24 protein-coding genes are annotated in these 25,781 nt (G+C 45.8%); 23 read left to right on the plus strand and 1 reads right to left on the minus strand.

Translation table 11 applies throughout. From position 1 onward, the window contains the following. Window positions 1-95: 95 nt before the first annotated feature. Window positions 96-743 (minus strand): LuxR C-terminal-related transcriptional regulator, encoded by a 648-nt coding sequence (locus tag EXZ60_RS15475; RefSeq protein WP_170895060.1) that lies wholly within the window; start codon window positions 741-743, stop codon window positions 96-98. A gap of 285 nt (window positions 744-1,028) precedes the next feature. Between EXZ60_RS15475 and EXZ60_RS15480 the strand changes: the two genes are divergently transcribed. From EXZ60_RS15480 to rng, 23 genes are all read left to right on the plus strand, one after another. Further along, window positions 1,029-1,562 (plus strand): single-stranded DNA-binding protein, encoded by a 534-nt coding sequence (locus EXZ60_RS15480; protein ID WP_013857892.1) that lies wholly within the window; start codon window positions 1,029-1,031, stop codon window positions 1,560-1,562. Window positions 1,563-1,691: 129 nt separating this feature from the next. Then, window positions 1,692-3,680 (plus strand): RNase E specificity factor CsrD, encoded by a 1,989-nt coding sequence (gene csrD, locus EXZ60_RS15485; RefSeq protein ID WP_277435925.1) that lies wholly within the window; start codon window positions 1,692-1,694, stop codon window positions 3,678-3,680. 12 nt (window positions 3,681-3,692) lie between these two features. Beyond that, a complete protein-coding gene (locus tag EXZ60_RS15490; RefSeq protein WP_115339467.1) occupies window positions 3,693-5,135 on the plus strand; it encodes an MSHA biogenesis protein MshI in 1,443 nt (480 codons plus the stop codon). After that, the gene (gspM, locus tag EXZ60_RS15495; protein WP_277435926.1) at window positions 5,132-5,776 is read left to right on the plus strand and encodes a type II secretion system protein GspM; all 645 of its coding nucleotides are present in this window, start codon (window positions 5,132-5,134) and stop codon (window positions 5,774-5,776) included. Before EXZ60_RS15490 ends, gspM begins: the two co-directional genes overlap by 4 nt. After that, window positions 5,766-6,092 carry an MSHA biogenesis protein MshK gene (locus EXZ60_RS15500; protein ID WP_017047101.1) on the plus strand — a complete coding sequence of 109 codons (327 nt, stop codon included), beginning with the start codon at window positions 5,766-5,768 and terminating at the stop codon, window positions 6,090-6,092. Before gspM ends, EXZ60_RS15500 begins: the two co-directional genes overlap by 11 nt. 14 nt (window positions 6,093-6,106) lie before the next feature. Continuing rightward, complete coding sequence (gene mshL / locus EXZ60_RS15505; protein ID WP_096035932.1) at window positions 6,107-7,735, plus strand: pilus (MSHA type) biogenesis protein MshL; 1,629 nt, start codon at window positions 6,107-6,109, stop codon at window positions 7,733-7,735. A 5-nt stretch (window positions 7,736-7,740) separates the two neighbouring features. After that, the gene (locus EXZ60_RS15510; protein WP_277435927.1) at window positions 7,741-8,586 is read left to right on the plus strand and encodes an AAA family ATPase; all 846 of its coding nucleotides are present in this window, start codon (window positions 7,741-7,743) and stop codon (window positions 8,584-8,586) included. Further along, window positions 8,583-9,728, plus strand: a complete 1,146-nt coding sequence (locus EXZ60_RS15515; protein ID WP_069212138.1) for a hypothetical protein — start codon at window positions 8,583-8,585, stop codon at window positions 9,726-9,728. Before EXZ60_RS15510 ends, EXZ60_RS15515 begins: the two co-directional genes overlap by 4 nt. Next, entirely contained in the window at window positions 9,718-11,442 is a 1,725-nt protein-coding gene (locus EXZ60_RS15520) for a GspE/PulE family protein (RefSeq protein WP_064624286.1), read from the plus strand. Before EXZ60_RS15515 ends, EXZ60_RS15520 begins: the two co-directional genes overlap by 11 nt. 12 nt (window positions 11,443-11,454) lie before the next feature. After that, complete coding sequence (locus EXZ60_RS15525; protein WP_013857883.1) at window positions 11,455-12,672, plus strand: type II secretion system F family protein; 1,218 nt, start codon at window positions 11,455-11,457, stop codon at window positions 12,670-12,672. Between the two features lie 10 nt (window positions 12,673-12,682). Further along, window positions 12,683-13,144, plus strand: coding sequence for a hypothetical protein (locus EXZ60_RS15530; protein ID WP_017046652.1), 462 nt, complete (start codon window positions 12,683-12,685; stop codon window positions 13,142-13,144). A gap of 95 nt (window positions 13,145-13,239) precedes the next feature. Then, complete coding sequence (locus EXZ60_RS15535; RefSeq protein WP_277435928.1) at window positions 13,240-13,815, plus strand: prepilin-type N-terminal cleavage/methylation domain-containing protein; 576 nt, start codon at window positions 13,240-13,242, stop codon at window positions 13,813-13,815. Window positions 13,816-13,852: 37 nt separating this feature from the next. Then, a complete protein-coding gene (locus EXZ60_RS15540) occupies window positions 13,853-14,326 on the plus strand; it encodes a type II secretion system protein (protein ID WP_277435929.1) in 474 nt (157 codons plus the stop codon). Between the two features lie 145 nt (window positions 14,327-14,471). Continuing rightward, window positions 14,472-14,969, plus strand: coding sequence for a prepilin-type N-terminal cleavage/methylation domain-containing protein (locus EXZ60_RS15545; RefSeq protein WP_277435930.1), 498 nt, complete (start codon window positions 14,472-14,474; stop codon window positions 14,967-14,969). After that, the gene (locus EXZ60_RS15550) at window positions 14,959-15,516 is read left to right on the plus strand and encodes a type II secretion system protein (protein WP_277435931.1); all 558 of its coding nucleotides are present in this window, start codon (window positions 14,959-14,961) and stop codon (window positions 15,514-15,516) included. Before EXZ60_RS15545 ends, EXZ60_RS15550 begins: the two co-directional genes overlap by 11 nt. Further along, window positions 15,516-16,286, plus strand: a complete 771-nt coding sequence (locus tag EXZ60_RS15555; protein WP_017047093.1) for a type II secretion system protein — start codon at window positions 15,516-15,518, stop codon at window positions 16,284-16,286. The genes EXZ60_RS15550 and EXZ60_RS15555 overlap by 1 nt, the downstream gene beginning before the upstream one ends. After that, the gene (locus EXZ60_RS15560; protein ID WP_088728592.1) at window positions 16,258-16,686 is read left to right on the plus strand and encodes an MSHA biogenesis protein MshP; all 429 of its coding nucleotides are present in this window, start codon (window positions 16,258-16,260) and stop codon (window positions 16,684-16,686) included. The genes EXZ60_RS15555 and EXZ60_RS15560 overlap by 29 nt, the downstream gene beginning before the upstream one ends. Continuing rightward, window positions 16,673-21,085: a DUF6701 domain-containing protein gene (locus EXZ60_RS15565; RefSeq protein ID WP_277435932.1), complete on the plus strand. Its 4,413-nt coding sequence runs from the start codon at window positions 16,673-16,675 to the stop codon at window positions 21,083-21,085. Before EXZ60_RS15560 ends, EXZ60_RS15565 begins: the two co-directional genes overlap by 14 nt. A gap of 170 nt (window positions 21,086-21,255) precedes the next feature. Beyond that, window positions 21,256-22,299 carry a rod shape-determining protein gene (locus EXZ60_RS15570; RefSeq protein WP_013857874.1) on the plus strand — a complete coding sequence of 348 codons (1,044 nt, stop codon included), beginning with the start codon at window positions 21,256-21,258 and terminating at the stop codon, window positions 22,297-22,299. Window positions 22,300-22,350: 51 nt separating this feature from the next. Further along, entirely contained in the window at window positions 22,351-23,238 is an 888-nt protein-coding gene (gene mreC / locus EXZ60_RS15575; RefSeq protein ID WP_013857873.1) for a rod shape-determining protein MreC, read from the plus strand. Further along, the gene (gene mreD, locus EXZ60_RS15580; RefSeq protein WP_013857872.1) at window positions 23,228-23,716 is read left to right on the plus strand and encodes a rod shape-determining protein MreD; all 489 of its coding nucleotides are present in this window, start codon (window positions 23,228-23,230) and stop codon (window positions 23,714-23,716) included. The genes mreC and mreD overlap by 11 nt, the downstream gene beginning before the upstream one ends. Then, on the plus strand, window positions 23,713-24,279 hold the full coding sequence (locus EXZ60_RS15585; protein WP_277435933.1) for a Maf family protein: 567 nt from the start codon (window positions 23,713-23,715) through the stop codon (window positions 24,277-24,279). The genes mreD and EXZ60_RS15585 overlap by 4 nt, the downstream gene beginning before the upstream one ends. Before the next feature lie 22 nt (window positions 24,280-24,301). Next, entirely contained in the window at window positions 24,302-25,771 is a 1,470-nt protein-coding gene (rng, locus tag EXZ60_RS15590) for a ribonuclease G (RefSeq protein ID WP_019281135.1), read from the plus strand. Window positions 25,772-25,781: the final 10 nt, after the last annotated feature.

The following is a 25,781-nucleotide window of genomic DNA, read 5'->3' on the forward strand; positions in this document are numbered from 1 at the left end:
AATTGTTAATTGATGGCGCAACCTTATCATGCTTTATGAAACGCTATCACCACTAAAGCGGTGAACTCAGTTAAATTCTGCGTGAAAGCACATAATTAAGACAGAATATTTTGATTGGCCCACGCAATCGCTTGGACCCTATTTTTGACCGATAGCTTTTTGAATATTTGGTAGAGATGTGATTTGACCGTGAATTCACTGATGAATAAATCTTCCGACATTTGGTTATTCGATGCGCCAGTTTGTAAGCAGCGGAGGATCTGTATTTCGCGGGCGGTTAAGTCTGTAATCACTTGAGCAGTATGGGACTCAAACGCGTAGCGATAGTAGTGCAGTAACTGACTTACAGCGTGTCTGGGTAGCCAATTTTGTCCATTAATGATTTCGCCAAGCCCGAATGCAATTTTATCTAAGGTGTCATTTTTATAAAATAGCCCTTTTAAATGGCCAAAGGTTAATAAGTCATTCGTGGTTAATCTTTGCAACACATTGATGAGGATCGTTTCATGATGCTGACTGTTTAATGGGCAGTTTCCCAAGCGTCGTTGCAACTGCGCATAATCGGCATGGTCAATCATCAATATTTTGTGTTTATCTGAACAATACGCTTGGCGCAGGGTTTCGGGCTCAATTTTCGGAATGGGCAGTCCAAGCCGATCGGTTAAATGGTCAATATAAGGGTGTTCTTGCTCTTTATCTAAGCAAAGAAAGTAAATGGTGCGGGTATAGTTTGCTTTTCTCATGGTCACTTCCTTTTGACGAGAATGTTAGACAACGGCCTAGAAAATGACGGAAATTAGGTTATAAAGCCAACGAGATAAATAAAATTGCGCTTAGTTTCATATAGTAAGGTAACTGAGTGTTTTGTCATTCTTAAATTAGAGGTAGTGCTTCTAAAAAATAGGAAATTGAGCAAGATTGTGAGATGAATTTTGACAACTATTTCTGTGAAGATTTGTGCCTCGCATAAAGCGTGGTATCCTAGTCAGCTATTTAAAGAACACTCATGATGGAAGACGGAGCAAAACATGGCAAGCCGTGGAGTAAATAAAGTTATTTTAGTGGGTAACCTAGGTAACGACCCAGAAATTCGTTATATGCCTGGTGGCGCTGCTGTGGCAAATATCACCATTGCAACGTCAGATTCATGGCGTGATAAAGCAACTGGCGAGCAACGCGAAAAAACCGAATGGCACCGTGTTGCGCTGTTTGGCAAATTAGCCGAAGTGGCTGGTGAATACTTACGTAAAGGTTCACAAGTGTACATTGAAGGTCAGCTACAAACTCGTAAGTGGCAAGATCAAAGCGGGCAAGATCGTTATACCACAGAAGTTGTCGTACAAGGTTTTAATGGTGTGATGCAAATGTTGGGTGGCCGTGCTCAAGGTGGTGCTCCAGCGCAAGGTGGAATGCCACAACAACAGCAACAAGGTGGCGGATGGGGGCAACCTCAGCAGCCTGCGATGCAAAAGCAACCACAGCAACAGCAGTCAGCTCCTCAACAGGCTCAACCTCAGTATAATGAACCACCAATGGATTTTGATGACGACATCCCATTCTAAACGTTCGAATGTCGAAAAAAGCCGCGAAAACCGCGGCTTTTTTATATAGTTATCACTATTAGCATTTTCTTGTTTGTCAGCACAGCTTAGTGATCGACAAAGTTTACGTTGAAAAGGAATTCAGCATTCATGCGGTATACACCAACACTGAAACTGAGTACTCGGTTAGTGGCTTTTGTTACGCTCATCGTAACCAGTGCAATGTTCATTTTGTTTATTGGTGGAACTTTGTCTTTTCAACGGCTTGGACAAGAATATCTCAATCACTACCTAGCAGGAATTGTGGAGGTAGTCGATAAAGAAATAGAAGATCCTGATGCCGCTTATTCATTGCAACGTTGGATGCCCAAAATGTTGCAAGCCAGTAGCATTGTTGAAATGCAGCTCTCTTCACCAGCTGGCGTTATTTACCGTTTTAAAGATACCTCGTCCAAAGTCGACCCTGCCCGTTTGTACCATATTGATATTATCCTTGAACGTAATCCAGGCTACAGCATAAGCTTTAAAGCCGTTCCGCCCTATCTCAGTTATAGCTACTCATTGGGTGCCATGTGGTCTATTACGTTGGCAGTTGGTCTCATCGTGTTTTGTTTGATTCGTGGGGTAAAGTGGCTTAAAGAGCAATTGCTTGGATCTGAATTGTTGGAGGAGCGAGGGCGAATGATTCTCGCCGGCCGTGTGGAGCAGTACGCCAAAGGTGATCACCGCGAGTGGCCTTATACGGCGAGTGAGGCGCTTGATGCCCTGATTGATGAGCTGCAAGATGCTCGTCAAGAGCGTAGCCGCTTTGATACTTTTATCCGGACCCAAACCTTCTTAGATAAGTTGACGGGTACGGCCAACCGTGTCCTTTTTGATAGCAAATTGGAATCAGCCTTGTTAGAGAATGGCGCGCGTGGTGGCGTTTTGTTAGTGCGTATCGATGATTGGGATTCTCTGTGCGAAGAAAATGATAAAAAAGCAGCGGATGATCTCGTTGTGGAAGTCGGGGAGAACATCTCCAACGTCATACAGCGTTACCCGGATGTTATTTTATCTCGTTATTACGATGCCGATTTTGCCATTTTTGTGCCGCATCAAGGGCTGAAAGAAGTCGCTTCTATTGCTACACAATGTTTGAAGCTTTTAGCGCGCATATCGCCTCCTGAGCCGCTCGATAAAGAAAACTGGTGCCATATAGGTATCAGTATGTACAGCGAAGGCGAGCGGCGTGGTCGAGTGTTGGATGAGGCAGAAACGGCCTTAAAAAGTGCTCAGTTACAGCGAGTGAATACGTGGAGCCGCTTTAAAAAGAGTACTTTTTTCCAAGAGGAACGGGGTAGTGTGCGTTGGCGAACTTTGTTTGATCAGGTGCTGACGCCTGAGAAAATAATTTTATTCCGTCAACCTTGCTATTTGCTTGAAAAGACGAATGATTTAGTATGGCTGCACGATGAGTTGTTTGCGCGTATTGATGATCCAGAACAAGGTATTATAAAAACCTCTCGCTTCCATTCAGCCTTAGAAACTGTAGGTTATGAAATGGTGATGGATCGAGCCGTATTGCTGCAGGTGGTTCGTTTACTCAAACGCTCTGAAGTTAAGGTTAATGTGTCAGTGAACTTGCATGTCGTCCCATTCGCCGATAAGTCGTATTTTAAGTGGTTCCGGCATGAATTGTTGCAACTTACCTCGAGTAGCCGATCGCAGCTCTCCTTTGAGTTTCCTGAAGGTCGGTTAGTACAGCATCTCGATTATATGCGCCCCGTTATTAAGATGATCTCCGGCCTCGGTGCTAAGGTAATCGTAGGGCAGGCTGGCAGAACGATTGTCAGCACTCACTACATAAAAGATCTTAAGATTGATTTCCTTAAGTTACACCGCAGTTTGATGAAGAAAATAGACCAACGGCATGAAAATCAGCTGTTTGTTCGTAGCATGATCGGTGCTTGTGGCGGTACTCAGACTCAAGTTATTGCGGTCGGTGTCGAAACAGAACAAGAGTGGCAAACGCTAAAAAACCTAGGCATTCATGGTGGGCAAGGCCGACTGTTTGAAGAAGAACAGCCTTTGTTACCTGAGAAAATAATTAGCCCTAGCGTGACCTTAGGGCGAAGAAATCGTTGGCGTAAAAAATAAAAGCGAACCTATATGAATCTTCAGTCACTGATTGATAAATTAAAACCATCTAAAGCGACGTTGCGGCAATTGTTCGTTGTCGTAAGACCTGATGCTCTCTATTTCTCGGCTTTGGATGATGCGACTTTGCCGACAGAAATCCCGCTTGATGGTGCAACGTGGCAACAGGTACTCTTTCACGCACTCAAACCGCTCAACATCAAGGGTACGGTAATTAACCTTGTCCTCCACGCTCATTTTTATCAAACTTATCAAATAGAAAAACCGCAGTTACCCAAAGAAGAGTGGTCAGTCGCCCTGCCATTTTTATTGAAAGATCTGGTGACAGAGAAAGTCACTGACATCATCGCTGATGCTTTTCCGTTACCCGCAGATAATAAAATTCAAGCCTACGTGGTCTCAAAACGCACGGTATTGGAAGTGGCGTCGCAACTGAGTGCGATGGGTTTAGAGTTAGGCAAAGTCATTCCCGAAGATGAAGTGTGGGCGAGAAGTGCCGGTGATCTTGAGCATTTTTTGCTGCTACAGCGCAGTAAAAACAGCAGTTTTAAGTTTGACGCATTTGTGGACCAAAAATGCTGTTTTCAACGCACAATGAGAGGTGTTGTCTCTCCCATTACTGGTGTCGCCAGCTCGGTTTTACAGCTCGATGGCTTAGCGTTAGAACTGCAACGTTCGATCGATTACCTTTCCTCGCAGCTTAAAGGGGCCTCATTACATCAGCTAAAAGTGCTGTGTGATGAAGAAGCGCAGCAAGAGTTGGTCGATGCATTAAATGAACGCCTAAATGTCAAAGTTTCCCTGCTTGATGAGCGGTTACCGAGTTCGGCTCATCTGCTGGTGGAGCAAGTGACTCGCATTGACGATTCAATGCTCAACTTATACCCGGCGCATCTTAAGCCGAAGAAAGAGTATTTTTCACTCTCCATGGTCTGCGCGATTTGGGGCATTGTCGCTTTAGTGATGCTATTGGCCTATGCCAGTTATCAATGGCAAAATAGTCAATTGAAACAGCAGCTACAAGCTAAACAAGCGCAAAATAAAGTCCTTGCTGCTGAATTAGAAACGACCAAACAGAAAGTTGATAAGCATAAGCCATCGGTTGAAAAAATGGCGGCGATTGAGCGTTTGAAGCAGCAAATTAAGGGCAAACAAGCCACATTGGATTCGATTAATGAGTTTGATCAATCACAACAGGTCGGTTACTCAGGAGTCATGCGTTCGCTAGCCACACTCAGCCGTGATGATATTTCATTAACGACCATTACCATCCATCATGAGCAGCTCGATTTGCAAGGCTTGGCTAGAGAGGCGAAAGATATTCCAAACTGGTTAAGTCAGTTTAAAAGCGAACTGAACCTAGTGGGACGTGGTTTTGAAAAGTTAAAAATTGCGCGCAATGAGCAAGGCATTCTCATCTTTGAGCTTAAAACTAAAGCGGAGGATAGCCAATGAATTGGCAGAGCATCAGCAACAAATTCTTAGCCATCAGTTCGCGTGAAAAAATGTTGATCGCCCTGTGTGGCTTAGTGGTGATTACACTGCTCTTGTTTAGCTTGTTACTTGAACCCGCGATGAAATCGGTGGCGGCTAATCGGTTACAGCTTCAGTCTGTTGAGCAGATGAACCAGCGAATGCAAGGTGAAATTCTGTTATTGACTGCTAAGCTTAATAAAGATCCGAATCAAGAGATCAATCTAGAATTCAAACAGTTAATGGCGCAGAGCCAAACTCTCTCGCTTGAGTTGGCAGCATTGGTTGATTCACTGATTACATCCGCGAAGATGGCGCAATTGCTTGAAAGTGTTTTGGCAACCAGCCCAGAGTTGACGTTGGTCTCCATGGAGTCATTAGCAGCAGAGCCGATTGCAAATAACAACCAATCATCTGAATATTCAGGCTATTATGTTCATCCTGTGAGATTGGAGTTCACCGGTAATTACTTCGCGATATTGAATTATTTGACCAATTTAGAAAGTTTACCGATGAAGTATTATTGGCGTCATTTCCAATACAAGGTAGAAAATTACCCCCAAGCCAGAGTCATTATGGAAGTGTACACATTAGGCATTAGACAGGAGTTTATTGGTGGTTAGATCCGTTTTTTCACTGCTGTTGATGTGTGTTGTATGCAGTAGTTGGGCAGCGCAAGATCCTACCGCGCCATTAGGTTGGGCGAGTGAGAGCGCATCACCTGTCAATAAGATAGAGAGTTACCCGCTACCTAGGTTGCAAAGTATTGTATGCCAACAAACCATACCTTGTGTGGCAGTGCTTAACGATCAAGTGGTTGGCATCGGAGAGTCGCTATTTGGCTACACAGTAGAAGCCATTGAGCCACAGCAAGTGACCCTTTCTCGCAGAGGAAAGATGTGGGATTTAAGCCTCTTTTCTCTGGACATCAAGCAGTAAGGTATAGAAATCGTATGCGTAAAATCGTATTAGGCGTAGTCATCGTATCCTTAATGGGCTGTTCTATGGGACATCGCGATCCAGTTGAGATGAAACAGTCTTTGAATCAGGCGATTAATGAAGCCAACAGCCGAAATCTAGCCGTTCTACCGGCCTCCGTAGAAGCTGACTTGATGCCTGACATTGAGGGAATCACAGCGCGCAGTCAAGAAACGGTTAAACGCTTTCGTATCCAAGCTGATAATGTGGATGCAAGGGTATTTTTTGCCAGTTTAGTGAAAGGAACTGAGTTTAGTGCCGCCATCCACCCTGAAGTTACTGGAAGTGTAACGGTAAATCTAACCGACGTGACTTTGGATGATGTATTGGCCGTCGTTCGTGACATGTATGGCTATGAAATTATTAAAAAGGGTAAAGTGATTCAGGTTTACCCATCAGGTCTGCGTACTGTGACTATCCCGGTCGATTATTTACAACTTAAACGTACGGGCCGTTCTTTAACTTCCATCACCACCGGTACGATCACTAATACGGATACCGGTTCTAGTTCCTCGAGTAGTTCTAGCTCAAATTCCAGTTCTAATTCCAATTCGAGTAACTCATCCAGTAATTCGAAAGGTGGAACGGAAATTGAAACCACCAGTGAAAGCGATTTCTGGCCGCAGCTTGAAAAAGCCGTTGCACAGCTGATTGGCTCGGGCAAAGGTCAAGGCGTTGTTGTCACGCCACAAGCGAGCGTAATCACTGTTCGAGCCTACCCAGATGAAATACGTGAAGTGCGAGAGTTTTTAGGCATTTCTCAGCAACGTCTGCAGCGACAAGTGATCCTTGAAGCAAAAATTTTAGAAGTCACCTTGAGCGATGGTTACCAGCAAGGGATCAATTGGTCAAATATGTCCTTTGGCAATGGTGATGTTGTGATTAATAAGGTCGGTAGTGCGGCCTCGTTACTGCCGGGGATGGATGCGATTGGCACTCTGCTGCAAGGCCAAACCAATGTCACCATTTCAGATGGCAGCTTTAAAGCAGTGCTTAACTTCATGGGAACTCAAGGGGATTTGAATGTCCTGTCTAGCCCTAGAGTTACCGCGGCTAACAACCAAAAAGCGGTGATCAAAGTCGGCACTGATGAATATTATGTCACCGATGTGACAGGTGTAGTCGGAAATGGCGAGAACTCCAATGTCGCACCAGATGTTCAACTCACGCCATTTTTCTCGGGTATCTCTCTTGATGTGACGCCACAAATTGATGATCAAGGTAATGTGCTCTTGCACGTTCACCCTGCTGTGATTGAAGTGGCAGAGCAGAACAAACAGATTGATTACGGGAATACTAAGATCATTTTACCATTAGCGCGTAGTACGATCCGCGAATCAGACTCGGTGATCCGCGCGCAAGATGGTGACGTGGTGGTGATTGGTGGATTAATGAAATCCAACACCTCCAATCAAGTATCTAAAGTCCCTTTTTTGGGGGATTTACCCGGTTTAGGGTATCTGTTTCGTAACACCTCTGAGCTGACTGAGAAAACCGAATTGGTGATTTTGCTTAAACCAACGGTTGTGGGTGTTAATACGTGGCAAAAAGAGCTCGAACGCTCGCGTGAACTACTACAGGAGTGGTTCCCAGACGAAGAATAAACATCATGTATCTTGAGCACTTTGGTTTTGAGCAACTGCCTTTTCATCTCACGCCTAATACATCACTGTTTTTAGGCTTAGCGCCACATTACGAGGCGATTCAGACAGTGAGTGCTGCCATTGATTTAGGCGAAGGGGTGATCAAGATAACCGGAGAAGTCGGAACCGGAAAAACCATGGTGTGTCGTATGTTGATCAATTATTTACATGATCATATTGCACTGATTTATTTACCCAACCCAGCGCTTAATGGTCGAGAACTTCGCCAAGCTGTCGCCAGCGAACTAGGCCTTAGTAAGCAAGATGATACGGGTATTGTTGATCGTATTCAGCAACAATTGATTGTGCTAAAGCAGCAGGGGAAACGAGTAGTCGCGATTGTTGATGAAGCACAAGCGTTACCAGACGATGCATTAGAAGTGCTGCGTTTATTCGGCAATTTAGAAACAGAATACACAAAGTTGTTGCAACTGGTGTTGATCGGCCAACCAGAGCTCGATGAGCGTTTAGCGCAGCACCATCTGCGCCAATTTCGCCAACGAATTACTTTTAGCGCTTATCTGCGGCCTCTCTCTTTAGATGAAACAGTCGCTTATATCGAGAGCCGCTTGAGCAAAGCCGGAGGCGATGCGCAACTGTTTAATCTTGAACAGAAAAAAGCGTTGTGGCGAGCCAGTTATGGCACCCCTCGTTTGATTAACCAAGTGTGTCACAAAGCTCTGTTGCTGGCTTTTACGCAAAACGACAGCACGATTCGCAATCAGCACCTATTTACAGCGATTCACGATACGTTTGATACCTGTAAGCCTAAGTTTAAACGCCCTTTTATGTGGGGATGGAGTCAATCATGAGTGCGATGAACGATGCACTATCAAAACTGGCACAAGCGCAACGCCAATCAGTGGTGAACTTGCAACCAGCGCAAGTTGCGAAAGTAAAACGCAGCCGCGCTTGGTTGTGGATGGTAGCCGGGTTTGCTGCCAGCCTTGCGGTCGGTGGATGGGCGGTGTCACAGCAGCAAGCTATGGTTGACCAAGCTGCGGTTGACCAAACTATTGTCGGTCAAACTATGGTCAGTCAAACAGTGGTCAGTCAGACACTGGCCAATCAAGCGATAGTGAATGAACCTAAGAGCCTGTTGTTAGAGGTTGATGAGCGAAGCTCTTCGCCTGCGCTTGTTTCTCCGACCACCAAAATTGTTCCAGTTCATCGTCCCGTTTATCAAACTGCCGTTGTTGCAGTGGACAAAAAAACGTCAAATTTAGCAACGCCCACAGTGACGGTTAAACAGGATTCGGCCTTAGCCAATCAACAGCCGTTGTATTCTAACCGTGCGGTCGCGCTCGGTGCTGAAAGTGGCCAAAAAATCTCAAGTGTTTTGATTGAACAAGTGGATTTGACGCCAGAGCAACTGGCGGTAAAAGCAATGAGCCGCGCTGATAAAGCCGTGGACAGCAATGAGCTCAAAGAGGCACTGGATGCGTACAGTGAAGTGCTACGCTTTACTCCAGATAATGAACTCGCCCGTCAAAAATTATCCGCACTCTATTACGGCAAAGGTGATGCACGCAAAGCTTTTGAAATTTTACAAAGCGGTATAAAGCTCAATCATAATGGAGAAAGCTTGCGGATCGCGTTAGCTAAATTGCTGATTAAAGAGAAGCAGAGTGAAGCGGCGTTAACCCCGTTAGTTCATTTACCTGACAATGCTTCGATCGATTATCTCTCGCTAAGGGCAGCCTTGGCACAAAAAGCCAAGCAAGATGCACTCGCATTAGAAAGCTATCAACGCTTAGTCAAGCTTGATGCTGAGAACGCACGTTGGTGGTTAGGGCTTGCGATAGCACAAGAGCGTACGATGGATTTTCAGGCGGCCAAATATACCTACCAACAAGCGCTTGCGAAAGTTGGCCTCTCGAGTCAGTCGCAACTGTTTATTCGTGATCGCCTAGTCGTACTAAGCAGTTTAGAGGAGAGTGCGAGTGCAAATTAAGCTACGAAAACGCTTAGGTGATCTGCTGGTTGAAGAAGGGATCATCACTGAAAATCAAGTTGAACAAGCGCTCGCTGCGCAAAAACGCAGTGGACGTAAACTGGGTGACACACTGATCGAACTCGGCTTTTTGTCAGAGCAGCAGATGCTTAGCTTCTTATCGCAGCAACTTTCGCTGCCGCTGATCGATCTCAGCCGAGCCAATGTCGATATTGATGCAGTGCAGATCCTCCCGGAGGTACATGCACGCCGTTTACGCGCTTTAATCATTGGCAAAAATGGCGACACGCTGCGCATCGCAATGAGTGATCCGGCGGATCTGTTTGCTCAAGAATCTCTGCTCACTCAATTACCCCAATACAGTTTTGAATTTGTTATTGCTCCAGAAAAACAATTGGTTGAAGGGTTTGATCGTTACTATCGCCGCACCAAGGAAATTGCGTCCTTTGCCGAGCAGCTACAACTGGAACACCAAGGCAATACCGCCTTTGATTTCGATATCGGTGATGATGACAGTGATGAAGTGACCGTTGTTAAGCTCATCAACTCTCTATTTGAAGATGCGATTCAGGTCGGGGCGTCTGATATTCATATCGAACCTGATGCCAACGTATTGCGTTTGCGCCAGCGGATTGATGGGGTATTACACGAAACCCTACTCAATGAAACCAACATCGCTTCGGCTTTAGTGCTGCGTTTAAAATTGATGGCCAATCTTGATATCTCAGAAAAACGCCTCCCACAAGATGGCCGTTTTAATATCCGAGCCAAAGGCCAATCGGTCGATATTCGTATGTCGACCATGCCTGTACAATACGGTGAATCGGTGGTGATGCGTTTGCTCAACCAATCATCCGGAGTTCGTAAACTGGAAGAGTCAGGTATTCCTGATGATATTTTACAGCGTTTACGTCATCAACTTAAACGTCCACACGGCATGATCTTAGTAACCGGCCCAACTGGCTCAGGGAAAACGACGACGCTGTACGGCGCGTTATCAGAGCTCAATGTTCCCGGTAAAAAAATCATTACCGCAGAAGATCCGGTTGAGTACCGATTGCCACGCATCAGCCAAGTGCAAATCAACCCTAAAATTGACCTTGATTTCTCAACGGTGCTGAGAACCTTTTTGCGTCAAGACCCGGACATTATTCTAGTCGGGGAGATGCGCGATCAAGAAACCGTTGAAATTGGTTTGCGCGCGGCCTTAACCGGCCACTTAGTGTTGAGCACCTTACACACCAATGATGCGGTTGATAGCGCCTTGCGCATGATGGACATGGGCGCACCGGGCTATTTAGTGGCCAGCGCCGTGCGGGCGGTGGTTGCCCAACGTTTAGTGCGTAAAGTTTGCCCCGATTGTAAAGCGGTGGATGAGGTTGATGAAGCCCGTAAACAGTGGCTGACGGTGCGTTTCCCAAATCAAGTTGAAGCGGCTTTTACGCGTGGGCGTGGGTGCCAGAACTGCAATTTGACGGGGTACCGTGGGCGAATTGGGGTTTTTGAAATGCTAGAACTTGAACACGAGATGATGGATGCGCTGCGCGCCAACGATGCGGTTAGTTTTGCGCAAGCCGCTCGTCAGTCGAAGCAGTACAAACCGCTGCTAGCTTCGGCGATGGAGTTGGCGCTACAAGGGGTTGTCAGTTTAGATGAAGTGATGAGCTTAGGTGAAGGTGATTCATCCGGCATCATTCAAGCCATCTATCTATAGTTAAGGTTACTCATGCCAACGTATCGTTATCAGGGTCGAAATTTAGATGGTAGCAAAACCTCTGGACATGTTGATGCGCCGACGGAAGAGCTCGCGGCGGAAGCGCTATTTAACAAAGGCGTCATTCCGACCTTAATTTCGTCAGACCAAGGGGCTGATTTTTCGATTGATTGGAAATCGCTGTTTACCCCAAGTGTGCCACTTGAGGTGTTGGTGATCTTCTGTCGTCAGCTTTACAGCTTGACCAAGGCGGGTGTGCCGCTGCTGCGCTCGATGAAAGGACTTATCCAAAATTGTGCCAATAAACAGCTTAAAGAAGCATTGGAAGCGGTTAGTAATGAGCTAACCAACGGGCGCAGTTTATCGAGCTCAATGCAGATGTACCCGAAAGTCTTTAGCCCGTTGTTTGTGTCGATGATCCACGTCGGTGAGAACACAGGGCGGCTTGATGAAGCCTTGCTGCAATTGTCTCATTACTACGAGCAAGAAGTCGAAACTCGTAAACGGATTAAAACGGCGATGCGTTATCCGAGTTTTGTCATCAGCTTTATTTTGGTCGCGATGTTCATTCTCAACGTTAAAGTGATCCCACAATTTACTAGCATGTTTAGCCGTTTCGGGGTTGATTTACCGCTGCCAACTCGCATTTTAATTGGTATGTCAGATTTCTTTGTCAACTACTGGCCGATGATGATAGGCGTATTGCTTGGGTGTTTATTTGCTTTCAGAGCTTGGTTGAGCACAGCCGCAGGGCGTCAAAAGTGGGATAAGTTTCGCTTAAGAATGCCTATTGTCGGCGGCATAGTGAACCGAGCGCAATTGGCGCGTTTTTCTCGAACTTTTGCCTTGATGTTGAAAGCGGGGGTGCCGTTAAACCAATCGATAGCATTATCTGCCGAAGCGTTGGATAACAAATTTCTAGAATCTCGCCTGTTAGAAATGAAAGCTGCCATTGAAGCGGGAACAAGCGTATCCACCACCGCGGTAAACGCCAATATTTTTACGCCATTAGTTATTCAGATGATTTCGGTGGGTGAAGAGACAGGGCGCATTGATGAGTTGCTACTTGAAGTCGCGGACTTCTATGATAGAGAGGTGGATTACGATCTCAAAACCCTCACCGCGCGCATAGAGCCGATTTTATTGGTGATTGTTGCCGCTATGGTGTTGGTGCTGGCACTTGGCATCTTTTTGCCAATGTGGGGAATGCTCGACGCGATCAAAGGATAAAGGTTGTCAGATGAAAACGGCGATAGAGCGTTCTCAGTTCGTAATTTGGGGGTTGATTGTATTTGTTCTTTTGATGGCTTTGCTATCAGCATGGCAGTCGATAGAAAAAGAAGCCAATCAAACCGCATTAGCGATGGCGAGCAGTAAAATCGTAGAAAGTGCCAATTTTTATAAGCAAGATTGGTTATTAAAGGGGCGGCCCTCAACTTTAATCGCGAATGGTCGATTACTCAATATGAGTACAACGGGCTGGGTATTACCATTGGCTGAGAATGAATCAAGTATAGATTGTCGTTATTGGTTAAGCCTGCTATACCCAGATGAACAACTACTTGAAAGCAAAGTGATTTCAATTGAGTCGGCACATCAAGCAAATCAGTATCAATGTCGCTATGTTTACAGTCAAAAACAGGTGATAACCATTGAACTTTTAAGGGATAAGTTTACAGTAAGCGTCGATTTTTCAGCATGAGTTTTCGACATAAGCAGTGAAATGGGCACTCGCCCCGTAGCGATGCGAGAACAAGTGCGTATAATACACGGTAATAACAAAGAGATAGGTAGAGCATGGATAACAAACAAACGGGCTTTTCCTTAGTTGAATTAGTCGTAGTGATTGTGGTTGTCGGCTTATTAGCCGTTGCAGCGCTACCCCGCTTTTTAGATGTCACCGATGAAGCGAAAAAAGCCAGCATCGAAGGGGTTGCCGGTGGTTTTGCTACTGGTGTTCTATCGGCGCGTGCTCAGTGGGAAGCTCAGGCAAGAACCTCTGTGACTTTGGGCTCGGAAAAACAAAACACCGTCAACTATGATGGTGTCAATTTCTGGCTGACTCGCTCTACAGATAGCAGCGGGGCCGCAACAGGTTTTAGGGACGGTTATCCGTTGGCGCTCAATACCGATAATACCAGTTATCCAGCGGCGATTACGGATCAGTTATGTATTGATTTAATGGATAATTTGCTGCAAAACCCACCAAAAGTTGACACAGTCGCTAATGCAGCCAATAACGCTAATGTAAAATATTCAGCACAAGCCGATGACGGTCAAGCCACTTGTACTTATGTGCAAAAAGAGGGCGGAACCGCGCACCAGTTTGTGTATGAGATAAAAACTGGTCGTGTGACCGTCACTTTGCAGTAAGTCTGCGCATTGATTAAAACATAGAGAGAAAGTAACTATGAAAAGACAAAACGGTTTCACCCTAATCGAACTTGTGGTTGTGATTGTCATTCTCGGCATTCTCGCCGTCACCGCTGCGCCACGTTTTTTGAATTTTCAGAATGATGCACGTAAAGCTTCCTTGCAGGGCTTGAAAGGCGCTATTGATGGTGCAGCTGGTATTACTTATGGTAAAGCAGCGCTTCTTGGAAAAGATACACAATCGGCCGCTGTTGATGTTGATGGTATATCTACCAAGTTTGGTTACCCTGTTGCCGCTGATGGTGGGATAAACAAAGCTGTTCTTGGTTTAGATACTGATTGGGCAGCAGCAGTATCAGGCTCTTCTCGTATGATTACTTTCAAGGGTAGCGATGTTGATACTGCCGCAAAAATTGTAGCAACAGAGTGTTATGTTACATACACAGAGGCTAGCGGTAGTGGTAGTGTTGCATCTGCTGCCTCAACATCAATTGATTTGGATAAATGTTAACTTTGTAAATAAAGGCCAGCATTGCTGGCCTTTATTTTATCTATAACGAGAGTTATTTCTCACCCACAAAAGTCAGTAAAACTTAAGCCCACTACGGTAATTTCTTATATACTTTAAGCACTTGTTTTTTCGCTAGAGGTATAAAATGCAGCAACATTTAGCAGCGCGGCGTGGTTTTACGTTGATCGAACAGGTCGTGGTTATTGTGCTGCTGGGCATTGTTGCTGTGTACGCAGCAAGCCGTTATACTGGTATCCCCGCCTTTTCAAGTGTGACCACACAAAGCGAAGTGTTGGCCTCATTGCGTCTAACCCAAAACCGCGCTATGCAGCGCACTGGTTTTTGTAATCGCTGGTTAGTCAGCAATAATCAAGCGCAGCAAGTATCTCCTTCTGTTTCTGCTGGTGCCTGCACTACTTCACTGCTCAGTCCTGCAACCGACAGTAGTTTTGTTGACGCGGCGGCGAACGATATCACCCTGACGTTAACCAATAATGATGGTAGCCATTTTTTAGATTTTGATAGTTTAGGTCGCGCCGCGCAGTGCTTAACGGCAAACTGCACTGTTACCTTAAATAATCTGCAATCGGGTGAATCTCGCCAAGTGTGCATCAATAGAGAGGGGTACATTTATGCGTGTTAACGCGCCGCGCGGGTTTACTCTCATTGAGATGATTATCGTTATCACGGTAACGGCAATAGCCATGACAGGCATCACGGCCGCGCTTTATCCTCGCTCGCAACAAAGCGCTGAACAGGTACTGGCGGTAAAAGCCGCCGAGTTAGGCCGCGCGGTTATGGATGAAGTAATGGGCCGAGCCTTTGACCAAAACTCCGGGCCCAATGGCGGAGTGCCTGAGTGTGTATTAGTGACAACATTAGGACGAGAAGTGTGTACATCTGTAGCGCTACTGGGTCCAGAACCTAGTGAAACCAATAATACGTTGTACAACGATGTGGATGATTTCCATGGCCTAACGGGATCGGTTAAAGATGTATTAGGCATTGATATCAGTGCTGATTACCAACGTTATAACGTTGAGATTCAAGTATTTTATGAACAGGACAGTGGTGGGCAACTAAGCGAAGTGAACGCTAATCAACGGACTCACTATAAGCGGGTTTCTGTGGTGATCATTGACCCGAAGGGCAACCGCTACCCGTTTGCGGCGATTAAGGGCAATTTCTGATGCGTGGTTTTACCCTGATTGAAATGGTGATTGCGATTATTTTGTTGTCGGTAGTCGGGCTATTTTTAGGCTCTGTGATCCGCCAAAGTATGGGTATTTATGTTGATACCACCGCCCGTGAAGCTTTGATCCAACAAGGGCGCTTTGTTACTGAGCGGCTGAGCCGAGAACTGCGTGAAGCGGTACCAAACAGCGTGATGGTAGAAAATGGTTGCATTGAGTTTTTACCGATCACTGACAGCGCGATCTACAACGACCTGCCAACCGTGCAATCGCCTTCGGCTGCGGTGCGTTTATTGCCGATCGACAAAAAGGTACTCAATGGCGATCGTCTAGTCGTGTTCCCAACCAACGCCGCTTCGCTACGCCAAGCGCCAAGTGCCAGCGGGCAAACAGCGCAAGTAAACGCAGATGTTGATTTTACGCCACCCAACGATGCGATCATGGTTGATGTTGCCTTGGCACAACCGACTGGGTTTGTAATTCAATCGCCAGCTAAGCGAGTCTATTTTTATCGCACGCCAGTGGCTTTTTGTTATCAGAACAATCGTATTTATCGTTATGCGGATTACGCGCTTAATCGCAGTGCGCTCAGCCCTGCACAGCTTGGTACTCCAGTATTGATGGCTGAAAACATTAGCCAAGCCAACTTTCATGTCACGCAGCCAGAGCTACAACGCAACGGCTTAGTGAAAATTGAACTGACATTTTCCGACCGCGGCGAGGAGGTAAAGTTTGACCATGATGCGCTTATCTACAACACGCCGTAAACAGCAAGGCAGCGGCTTAGTATTGGTCATCTTTATCATTGTGGTGGTCGGCTTTGTTGCATCGGTCGCGAATCGTAATCAACAGCGCAATAGCCAGCAATTGGTTTCGATGGTGTTAGGGACAAGGGCCGAAATGGCGGCGCGATCGGCGATAAACGTTGAACTGAGTCGTTTTTATCAAACGACAACCGACGGCAGTTGCCATACTAATTCTGTACAATCACTCACGTTTGAAGGTGAAGGATTAGCGCAATGTAGCGCACAAGTTGAATGTAACTCAGTGGGCGATATGGATGATGGTCGCACTGTTTATCAACTGACTTCAACCGGGCGTTGTCAGTCTGGCGATTGGACGTTGCAGCGAGTTATTGAAGTGGGGGTGAAAAGTGATTCACTATAAATGGCTGATTAGCATACTGTTCATGAGCAGTGGGGTTTGTGCCCAACAATATAATTTATCCAATAATCAATATCCTCCTTGTAATACCTCGTGGCAAAAATCTGGCAACAGTTATACCTGTAGCGGTAATGGTCAAGTGACGTTAAATGATGGTGATGTGATTGTCGCCGATGTTGACTCAACACTGATCGCCAATGACGGTTTTTATTTGATTAATAACCAAGTGGGTAACGCATCAAATAGGATAAGCCTGCAAGCCAACTATGGAACGATAACCAGCCAAGGCTCTCAAAATACGATTTATGGGGATGTTTCAGCCAGCAGCAGCAACGTAACTTTCAATAATACCAATTTAATTGGTAATGTTACGACGGGAGGAAACGTCATTATCAACGGCGGTAGCGTGCAGGGTAATTTAACCAGTAATAATAATACTGTTGTGATTACGAGCGCGAATGTGGTTGGTAATATTACGGCTCAATCAGGGGTTGTAATTACCGGGGGAGTGTATAGCGGTAATATTACGATGACCTCTAATAACTCTGTGACGTTTAATTCGGTGGATATGACTTCCGGTTCTGTATCAGGGGCAAGTCATTTCACAGCTAACAATAGCCAGCTAGGAAGACCTGATTCTCAGGTCAGTATTAGTACTACCTCTAACGATATCACCTTAAATGACTCAACGGCTTATGGTGATTTTAATGCGGCAACCAATAATGCTGGTGGCCAAGTTAATGTCAACAATAGTTCAATTACTGGTACATGTTCCCCCATATCTAATCCATTGAATGCTTGTGATCCCTCCCCTGTAGCGCGCTATCATTTTGATGAAGTGCAATGGAGTGGGGCTTTCAATGAAGTCAAGAATGCGTTTGGCTCTTCTCTTAACGGCCGCGCAATGAATGGAGCGCTTACCAGCTCTCAATCACCGGCGCTACCTGCCAATATTAATAATTACGGTACTTGTGGCTATGGCGAGTTTATTGCCAACCAAAACCAATATGTGCAAGTGGCGCATGATAACAAACTATCCTTTTCTGAGCAGTTAACGATATCTGTGTGGGTGTACCCCGTCAGCCGACCGCCGAATGGTGGCTTGCATACCATAGTGGCGAAAGATACTAACTACGAATTCCACCTTAATAGCCAAGGGCGAGTTTTCTGGTACTGGGAGAGAAGTTCTGGCGGTGCTAATACACTAACCACATCCGATGTTATTCCGCTAAATACTTGGACTCATATCACCATTCGTTATAACCGTTCAGCTAATGGTAATGAGCGACAAAAAATCTATATTAATGGTGTGGTTGCTGCGAGGAGCAATGATAACCAACCGCTAAAAACCAATACTCTGAATTTGGAGATTGGTCGAGATTATAATTCCGATAGCCGAAGTTTTTCTGGAAGGCTTGATGAAGTGGCTATTTATAATCAAGCACTAACTGATGGTCAGATTCTGGATTTGTATAACGAGCGCCATTTGTGCCAAAGCGCTGGGTTGCAATGCTTTAGCGATGATTTCCAAAGTCAGCCGTTGGATGAGCAGTGGCGAGTATTCAGTAGCAGTGGCAACTTTACGCCTTCAATCACCAATAATCGCATGCGATTAACACAAGCGGTGCAAAACCAAGCCACAGCCTCAACATTCCAACGCATTTTCCCAGCGGCAGGGAACCGTGTAGAGGTTGAATTTGACTATTTTGCTTATGGTGGTAATGGCGCAGATGGGGTGGCGATTGTCTTTTCTGATGCCTCTGTCACTCCTCAAGTTGGGGCATTTGGTGGGCCTTTAGGTTTTGGTTATAAAGTCAATGAGCAAAAACCCGGATTTGCGGGCGGATGGTTAGGCATTGGATTGGATGAATATGGTAACTATTCGATCGAAGGTGGCGGGTATGGCCCAGGTCGTAGGCGGCAAGCCGTTGTATTAAGGGGGTCTGGTTCCGGCTATAGCGGTTATAACTATTTGGCAGGCACGTGTAATAACGGCACAACCAATACCAATGGAGATTGCCTAAATCCGAGGGTAGACAATACCAATGGTAATCCTCAGCACCGCTACCGAATTGTTATTGACTCAACTCAAGCTTCAACGTCGTTGGTGACTGTAAGCCGTAAAGTTGGTACTGACAGTTGGCAAACTTTAATTGGGCCAGTTGATGTGATGTCATTTGCGGCGCAACAAAATGTTCCTACGGATCTGTTTATGTCCATCACAGGTTCTACAGGCTCTTCGACTAATAACCATGAAATTGATAATTTCGAAGTCTGTGCGCTCAATTCTCGTCCAGTTGGTGAGCAAATTAATCACTTTCGCATCTCTTTGCCAGCACAAGGTTTAACTTGTGCAGCCTCTGACGTGTCTGTGACGGCGTGTGCCGATGAAAATTGCAATAACTTATTTACCGATCCGGTTATTGCTTATTTAGTCCCTAACTCTCTACCTAGTGCAACGGGCGGTTGGGTGAATGGTTCAACTATCTCATTTAGCAATGGGGTTGGTAACACCCAACTTAGGCGTAACAGCGCAGGTAATGTCACCGTTGATGTTTCTGGTTCCGTTCCCACCGCTATGTCTTTCAATAACACTTTATGCAGCCACAATGGGAATGCTGGCCCCTTTTTGGCCAGTAACTGCACGATGAACTTTGCTGACAGTGGCTTCATTTTGGATGTACCCAATTCCTACGCCAATCAATCGGTAACTGGGACTGTTAAAGCGGTACGAAAAGATAACGCTTCACAACTGTGTTTGCCTAGTTTTCAAAATGTACAGAAACCCGTTTCCTTTTGGAGTGATTACTTGAGCCCTAATGGGGGGCAAGGTTTTAGCGCTTTATCGGTTGGTGTGAATAGTGTGGCGGTAGGGCAGTCATCCAATACTGCGACGCCAGTGGTGCTCAATTTCAACCAAAATGGTGAGGCGAGCATTAACGTATCCTATCGTGAGGCTGGTAGCCTTGCTTTGAATGCCCGTTTAACGGGAAGTGGCGATGAGCAGGATTTGCAACTAACAGGTCAAACGACTTTTATACGAGTTCCTCGTGCGTTGGTGCTCAGCGCGACCAGCTATTATGGTGTTAGTGGAGCGTGTCCTAATGCCGATATTAGCTGTGATATTTTTGCTAGGGCGGATGAAAACTTTAATCTCAATATCAAAGCGGTTGCGGAGGCACCGATTGAGGATAATGATTTCACTAACAATTTAGGCGTGACAAATTATCAACAAGCAAACATTGAGCTTAAACATACTCTAATCGCACCAGCGACAGGCGTGCCCGGTGCTCTCGGCGAAGTTGAATATGATCACCAATTAGGTAGCTCGACGACTGTACAACAAAGAGTGAGTGAGGTTGGGGTGTTTGGTTTCTCGCTGAACGCGCCAACGACGTATCTTGGACTCGATTTAGCGAGTGAGAATCTGCCGATTGCCGTTGCCTCAACGGGCCCGATAGGTCGTTTTATCCCAGCCTATTTTTCTCCTTCTTCGGTGGTGATCAGCTTACAGGCTGAGTGTGAGGTAACTTCTCCTAATGACGAATCGTTCAGTTATTTAGGACAACCGTTTGGATATAAAGAAAATCCGGGTATTTACTTACACCCAAAATCCGCGTCAGGCAGTGAAACGGTCAATTATTTCGACAGTGCTTGGTGGCGTTATGATCGGCAGTGGGACAATCGAAACTATAACGATACTGTGAATAGTTTACCAATCAGCTTTGATAGCGATTTGACGAGTGTGAACCGAGTCAATGGCGTTGATTCTCGCATTGAACTCTCTGGGGAGATATTGATCTACCAAAAGCCACCACAACCAATAGTGCCTTTTAACAGCAAGTTAGATCTTACCCTCTTGGTATCCGATCTTACAGATCTTGATGGAGTTTGCTACCGCGAAACAGCCAGCAGTCCTTGCATAGACTATACGATTACAGATATTGATGATGAGATGAAATTGCGCTGGGGAAAACTGGTGATCCACGACACTTATGGCCCAGAAACGAGTGCGTTAAGTCAGCCAATCACGAGTGAATACTTCACTGCCAATGGCTTTGTTACCAATAGCTTTGATAGCTGTACAAGGTTACCAGATCTTGCGAATTTCACTTTAACGCCGACCGATCTAACTTTAGGTTCCGGTGGGGTTCCTGAAGTTTATCCTACTTTAGTCAGTCAAACGCTCGCTTTGGGTGCCGCGAATATCAACTTTACGGCTCCGGGAGCGGGTCATCAAGGATTCATTGATACTTTGCTTGATCTCAATGCTCATGGGTTGCCTTGGTTGCGTCCCTACAATGATCAAAATAGCGCGTTTGAAAATGAAGTCTCAGGCCGAGTACAGTTTGGATTGTACCGAGGCAGCGACCGGGTAATCTGGTGGCGTGAAAAAAATTAACCGGATAATTCACACAAATTCATGGAGATTTTTCTACCTAAGTTAGGAATCTGTTAGAAATTGCGTGTTTCAGTCCATGTTTATGCGTCAACGCCTTGCTGTGATCGCAAGGCATTGGTACATTTAGTGCAATTTTCTATCTTCTAATTCTTGCAGGACGAGCGAAGAATATGTTCAAAAAACTGCGTGGCATGTTTTCCAACGATCTATCGATCGATTTAGGTACCGCCAATACTCTTATATACGTTAAAGGACAAGGTATTGTCCTCGACGAGCCTTCCGTTGTTGCTATTCGCCAAGATAAAGGTCGTGGTGGAAAAAGCGTTGCTGCTGTCGGTCATGCCGCTAAGCAGATGCTTGGTCGTACGCCGGGGAATATTTCTGCAATTCGTCCTATGAAAGACGGCGTGATTGCGGATTTCTACGTGACCGAAAAAATGTTGCAACACTTCATCAAGCAGGTACATGACAACAGTGTACTCAAACCAAGCCCTCGCGTTCTGGTGTGTGTGCCTTGCGGCTCCACCCAAGTTGAACGCCGTGCGATTCGTGAATCAGCACTCGGTGCTGGCGCGCGTGAAGTGTATTTGATTGATGAGCCTATGGCGGCGGCCATCGGTGCTGGTCTGCGTGTTTCTGAACCTACGGGGTCAATGGTGGTCGATATCGGTGGTGGTACGACTGAAGTCGCCGTTATTTCCTTGAATGGTGTGGTTTACTCTTCCTCTGTGCGTATCGGCGGTGACCGTTTTGATGAAGCGATCATCAATTATGTGCGTCGTAACTACGGCAGCTTAATCGGTGAAGCGACTGCAGAGAAAATCAAACATGAAATTGGCTCGGCTTACCCCGGCGATGAAGTGATGGAGATTGAAGTTCGTGGTCGTAACCTTGCTGAAGGGGTTCCTCGTAGCTTTACTCTTAACTCCAATGAAATCTTAGAAGCCCTGCAAGAACCGCTTTCCGGTATTGTTTCTGCGGTGATGGTTGCGCTTGAACAGTGTCCGCCAGAGCTTGCTTCTGATATCTCAGAAAATGGTATGGTATTAACCGGTGGTGGAGCGCTGCTCAAAGATATCGACCGCCTCTTGACCGAAGAAACGGGAATACCAGTCGTGGTTGCCGATAATCCTCTAACCTGTGTTGCCCTTGGTGGCGGTAAAGCGTTGGAAATGATCGATATGCACGGTGGCGACCTATTTAGCGAAGAATAATGGCTTTGGGAGCCGTAAAGCTCCCATTATGACATCTAGGATTTTTATAGAATGAAGCCAATATTTGGTCGAGGACCATCTCTTCAGCTACGTCTCTTTTTTGCCGTGATTTTATCAGCCAGTCTTATGCTGGCTGATAGTCGTTTAGGTGCTTTTTCCAACGTTCGTTTTTTTCTTAATAGCTTAGTGGCTCCCATTCAATACATGGCGGATTTGCCGCGCAGTATGTTTGATGATCTGTATGAGCGATTCGCCACTCATCAAAAACTGATTGAATCGAATCAACGTTTAAAACGAGAAGCGATCACCTTGAAAAGTGATTTGATCTTGTTTGATCAATACCGCGAAGAGAACCAACGGTTACGTAAATTGCTTGGATCTTCTTTTGTTCGTGATGAAAAGAAGGTTGTCACTGAGGTGATGGCGGTCGATACCTCACCTTATCGTCACCAAGTTGTGATTGATAAAGGGCGAACGGATGGCGTTTACGAAGGGCAACCCGTTATCAACGACAAAGGTATTGTTGGCCAAGTGACTTTTGTGGCGGCGCATAACAGCCGGGTGTTGTTGCTGACTGACACCAATAGTGCGATTCCAGTGCAAATTATTCGTAATGATATTCGAGTGATTGCTTCAGGGAATGGCCAGGTGGATCGTATTCAATTGGAACACATTCCCACCAGCACCGATATTGAAGTGGGTGACTTGCTCGTCACATCAGGTTTAGGGGGCGTATATCCTGAAGGTTATCCTGTCGCACACGTTTCGGTGGTCGACAAAGATACTCAGCGTGAATTTGCGTCGATCACCGCCGATCCCGTGGTGGATTTTGATCGTCTACGTTATTTGCTGTTGATCTGGCCTAACGAAGATAGGCAACAGAAAGTATTGCAAGTTACACCAGAGAAAATGTTAGAGGAAGCAACCGATGGCCAGTAGTGTCGTGAAAAGTAAATTGGTGATTGGTGCATCATTTCTCTTTGCTCTGGTTTTACAAACTATCCCTTGGCCGGGTGAGCTGGATCTACTGCGCCCATCGTGGTTACTGCTGGTGACATGCTATTGGGTTTTAGCGTTGCCGCATCGAGTCAATGTAGGGTCGGCTTTGATCCTTGGTTTGTTATGGGATCTGCTGCTTGGTTCAACATTGGGCATTCGTGGCATGATGATGGCCATTGTTGTCTACTTAGTGGCGATTAACTTCTTAGTGCTGCGTAATATGGCGTTATGGCAACAAGCAGTCATCATTGGCGTGTTATCTATGTTGCTTGAAGTGCTGATCTTCTGCGGCGAATATTTAATTCAAGATGTGACATTTAACCCGCTCTCGCTATGGGTTGGTATGATCAATTGCATATTATGGCCTTGGATGTTCCTACTGCTTCGTCGTGTGCGACGCCACTGGCACCTTAGATGATGAATAAAAAAATTGTATTAGCTTCTGGCTCGCCAAGAAGACGAGAGTTACTGACTCAACTGGGTTATCAGTTTGATATTGTGGTGCCCAACGTTGAAGAGTGCCGTAATGAGCATGAAGCCCCAGCAGCGTATGTTGAACGTTTATCACGTGATAAGGCACTGGCTGGTGTTGCTTTATCCAACCCTGCTTCGATAGTTATTGGGTCTGATACCATAGTCGTGCAAGGTGAAACAGTACTTGAAAAACCTGCTGATTTTACTCAAGCACAACAGATGTTACGCAGCCTATCTGGTACAAAACATCAAGTGATGACGGCCGTAACCGTAGCAACACATGATCATTCTAAATCCGTCGTAGTAACGACGGATGTATGGTTTAAACCTTTGTCAGATGAAGAAATAGAACAATATTGGCAATCGGGTGAACCTTGCGATAAGGCTGGCAGTTATGGCATTCAAGGATTGGGTGGACGATTTGTAACGAAGATCGAAGGCAGCTATTACGCTGTTGTAGGATTACCATTATTCGAAACTGACCAGCTCTTGCACGAATTTATATAATTAAAAACATTGAGGTGTACTCATGAGTGCAGAGTTGCTACTAAACGTCACCCCGAGTGAAACTCGAGTGGCGATGATTGAAGGCGGAGTTCTTCAAGAGGTCCACATTGAGCGAGAAGCGAAACGCGGCATTGTGGGCAATATTTACAAAGGAAAAGTCAGCCGAGTCCTTCCAGGAATGCAGGCCGCCTTTGTCGATATTGGTTTAGACAAGGCCGCTTTTCTTCACGCTTCTGACATTGTTCCTCATACTGAATGTGTGGCTGAGAACGAAAAACAGCAGTTTCAAGTTCGTGATATTTCAGAGCTAGTTCGTCAAGGCCAAGATATCGTGGTGCAAGTGGTCAAAGATCCATTAGGCACTAAAGGCGCCCGTTTAACGACAGATATTACCCTACCTTCGCGCTATCTCGTTTTTATGCCCGGCGCAAGTCATGTTGGTGTCTCACAACGCATTGAAAGTGAATCAGAGCGTGATCGTCTCAAAAAAGTCGTGTCTCATTATTGTGATGAGCACGGTGGGTTCATTATTCGTACCGCCGCTGAAGGGGCTGATGAGAAAGAGCTTTCACAAGATGCCGCCTTTCTTAAACGGCTATGGCTGAAAGTGTTGGAGCGTCGAGTTAAATACAAAACACGCTCGACGCTGTATGGCGAATTGGGTTTAGCTCAGCGTATTTTACGAGATTTTGTCGGCACCGATTTGACGCGGATCTTAGTCGATTCGCGCCTTGAATTTGAGAATCTCAAAGAGTTTACCTCAGAGTTTGTGCCTGAGTTAACCGATAAGCTTGAACTGTATGAAGGTGACAAGCCTATTTTTGATATGTACGACACCGAAAACGAGGTTCAGCGTTCTCTCGAGCGTAAAGTGGAGCTCAAGTCTGGTGGATACCTTATCATCGACCAAACCGAAGCCATGACCACGATTGATATCAATACTGGCGCGTTTGTTGGCCGTCGTAACCTCGAAGAAACCATTTTTAATACCAATGTTGAAGCGACCCAAGCCATTGCCCGTCAATTACGTTTGCGCAACTTAGGGGGCATCATCATTATTGATTTTATCGATATGATGTCTGAAGAGCACCGTAAGCGAGTGCTCAACTCCTTAGATGCCGCCCTGGTTAAAGATCGCGTCAAAACGAATATTAATGGTTTTACGCAGTTAGGCTTGGTGGAGATGACGCGTAAGCGCACCCGTGAAAGTATTGAACACGTGTTATGTTCAAGTTGTCCAACCTGTGAAGGCCGCGGCAGTGTGAAAACCGTTGAAACCGTCTGTTTCGAAATCTTACGTGAAATCACGCGTGTCAACCGCGCTTACGATGCGGATAAATTTGTGGTTTACGCATCCCCTGCGGTGGCAGAAACCTTGCAAGGTGATGAGTCTCATGCTCTTGCTGAGTTGGAAGTGTTTATTGGAAAAGAAGTGCGCATCCAAGCGGAGCCACTTTATATTCAAGAACAATTTGACGTTGTGATGATGTAGTAGGGCTTTT

The organism is Vibrio sp. 1151_11, from assembly GCF_029478525.1.
GTDB classification, from domain to species: Bacteria; Pseudomonadota; Gammaproteobacteria; order Enterobacterales; family Vibrionaceae; genus Vibrio; species Vibrio anguillarum.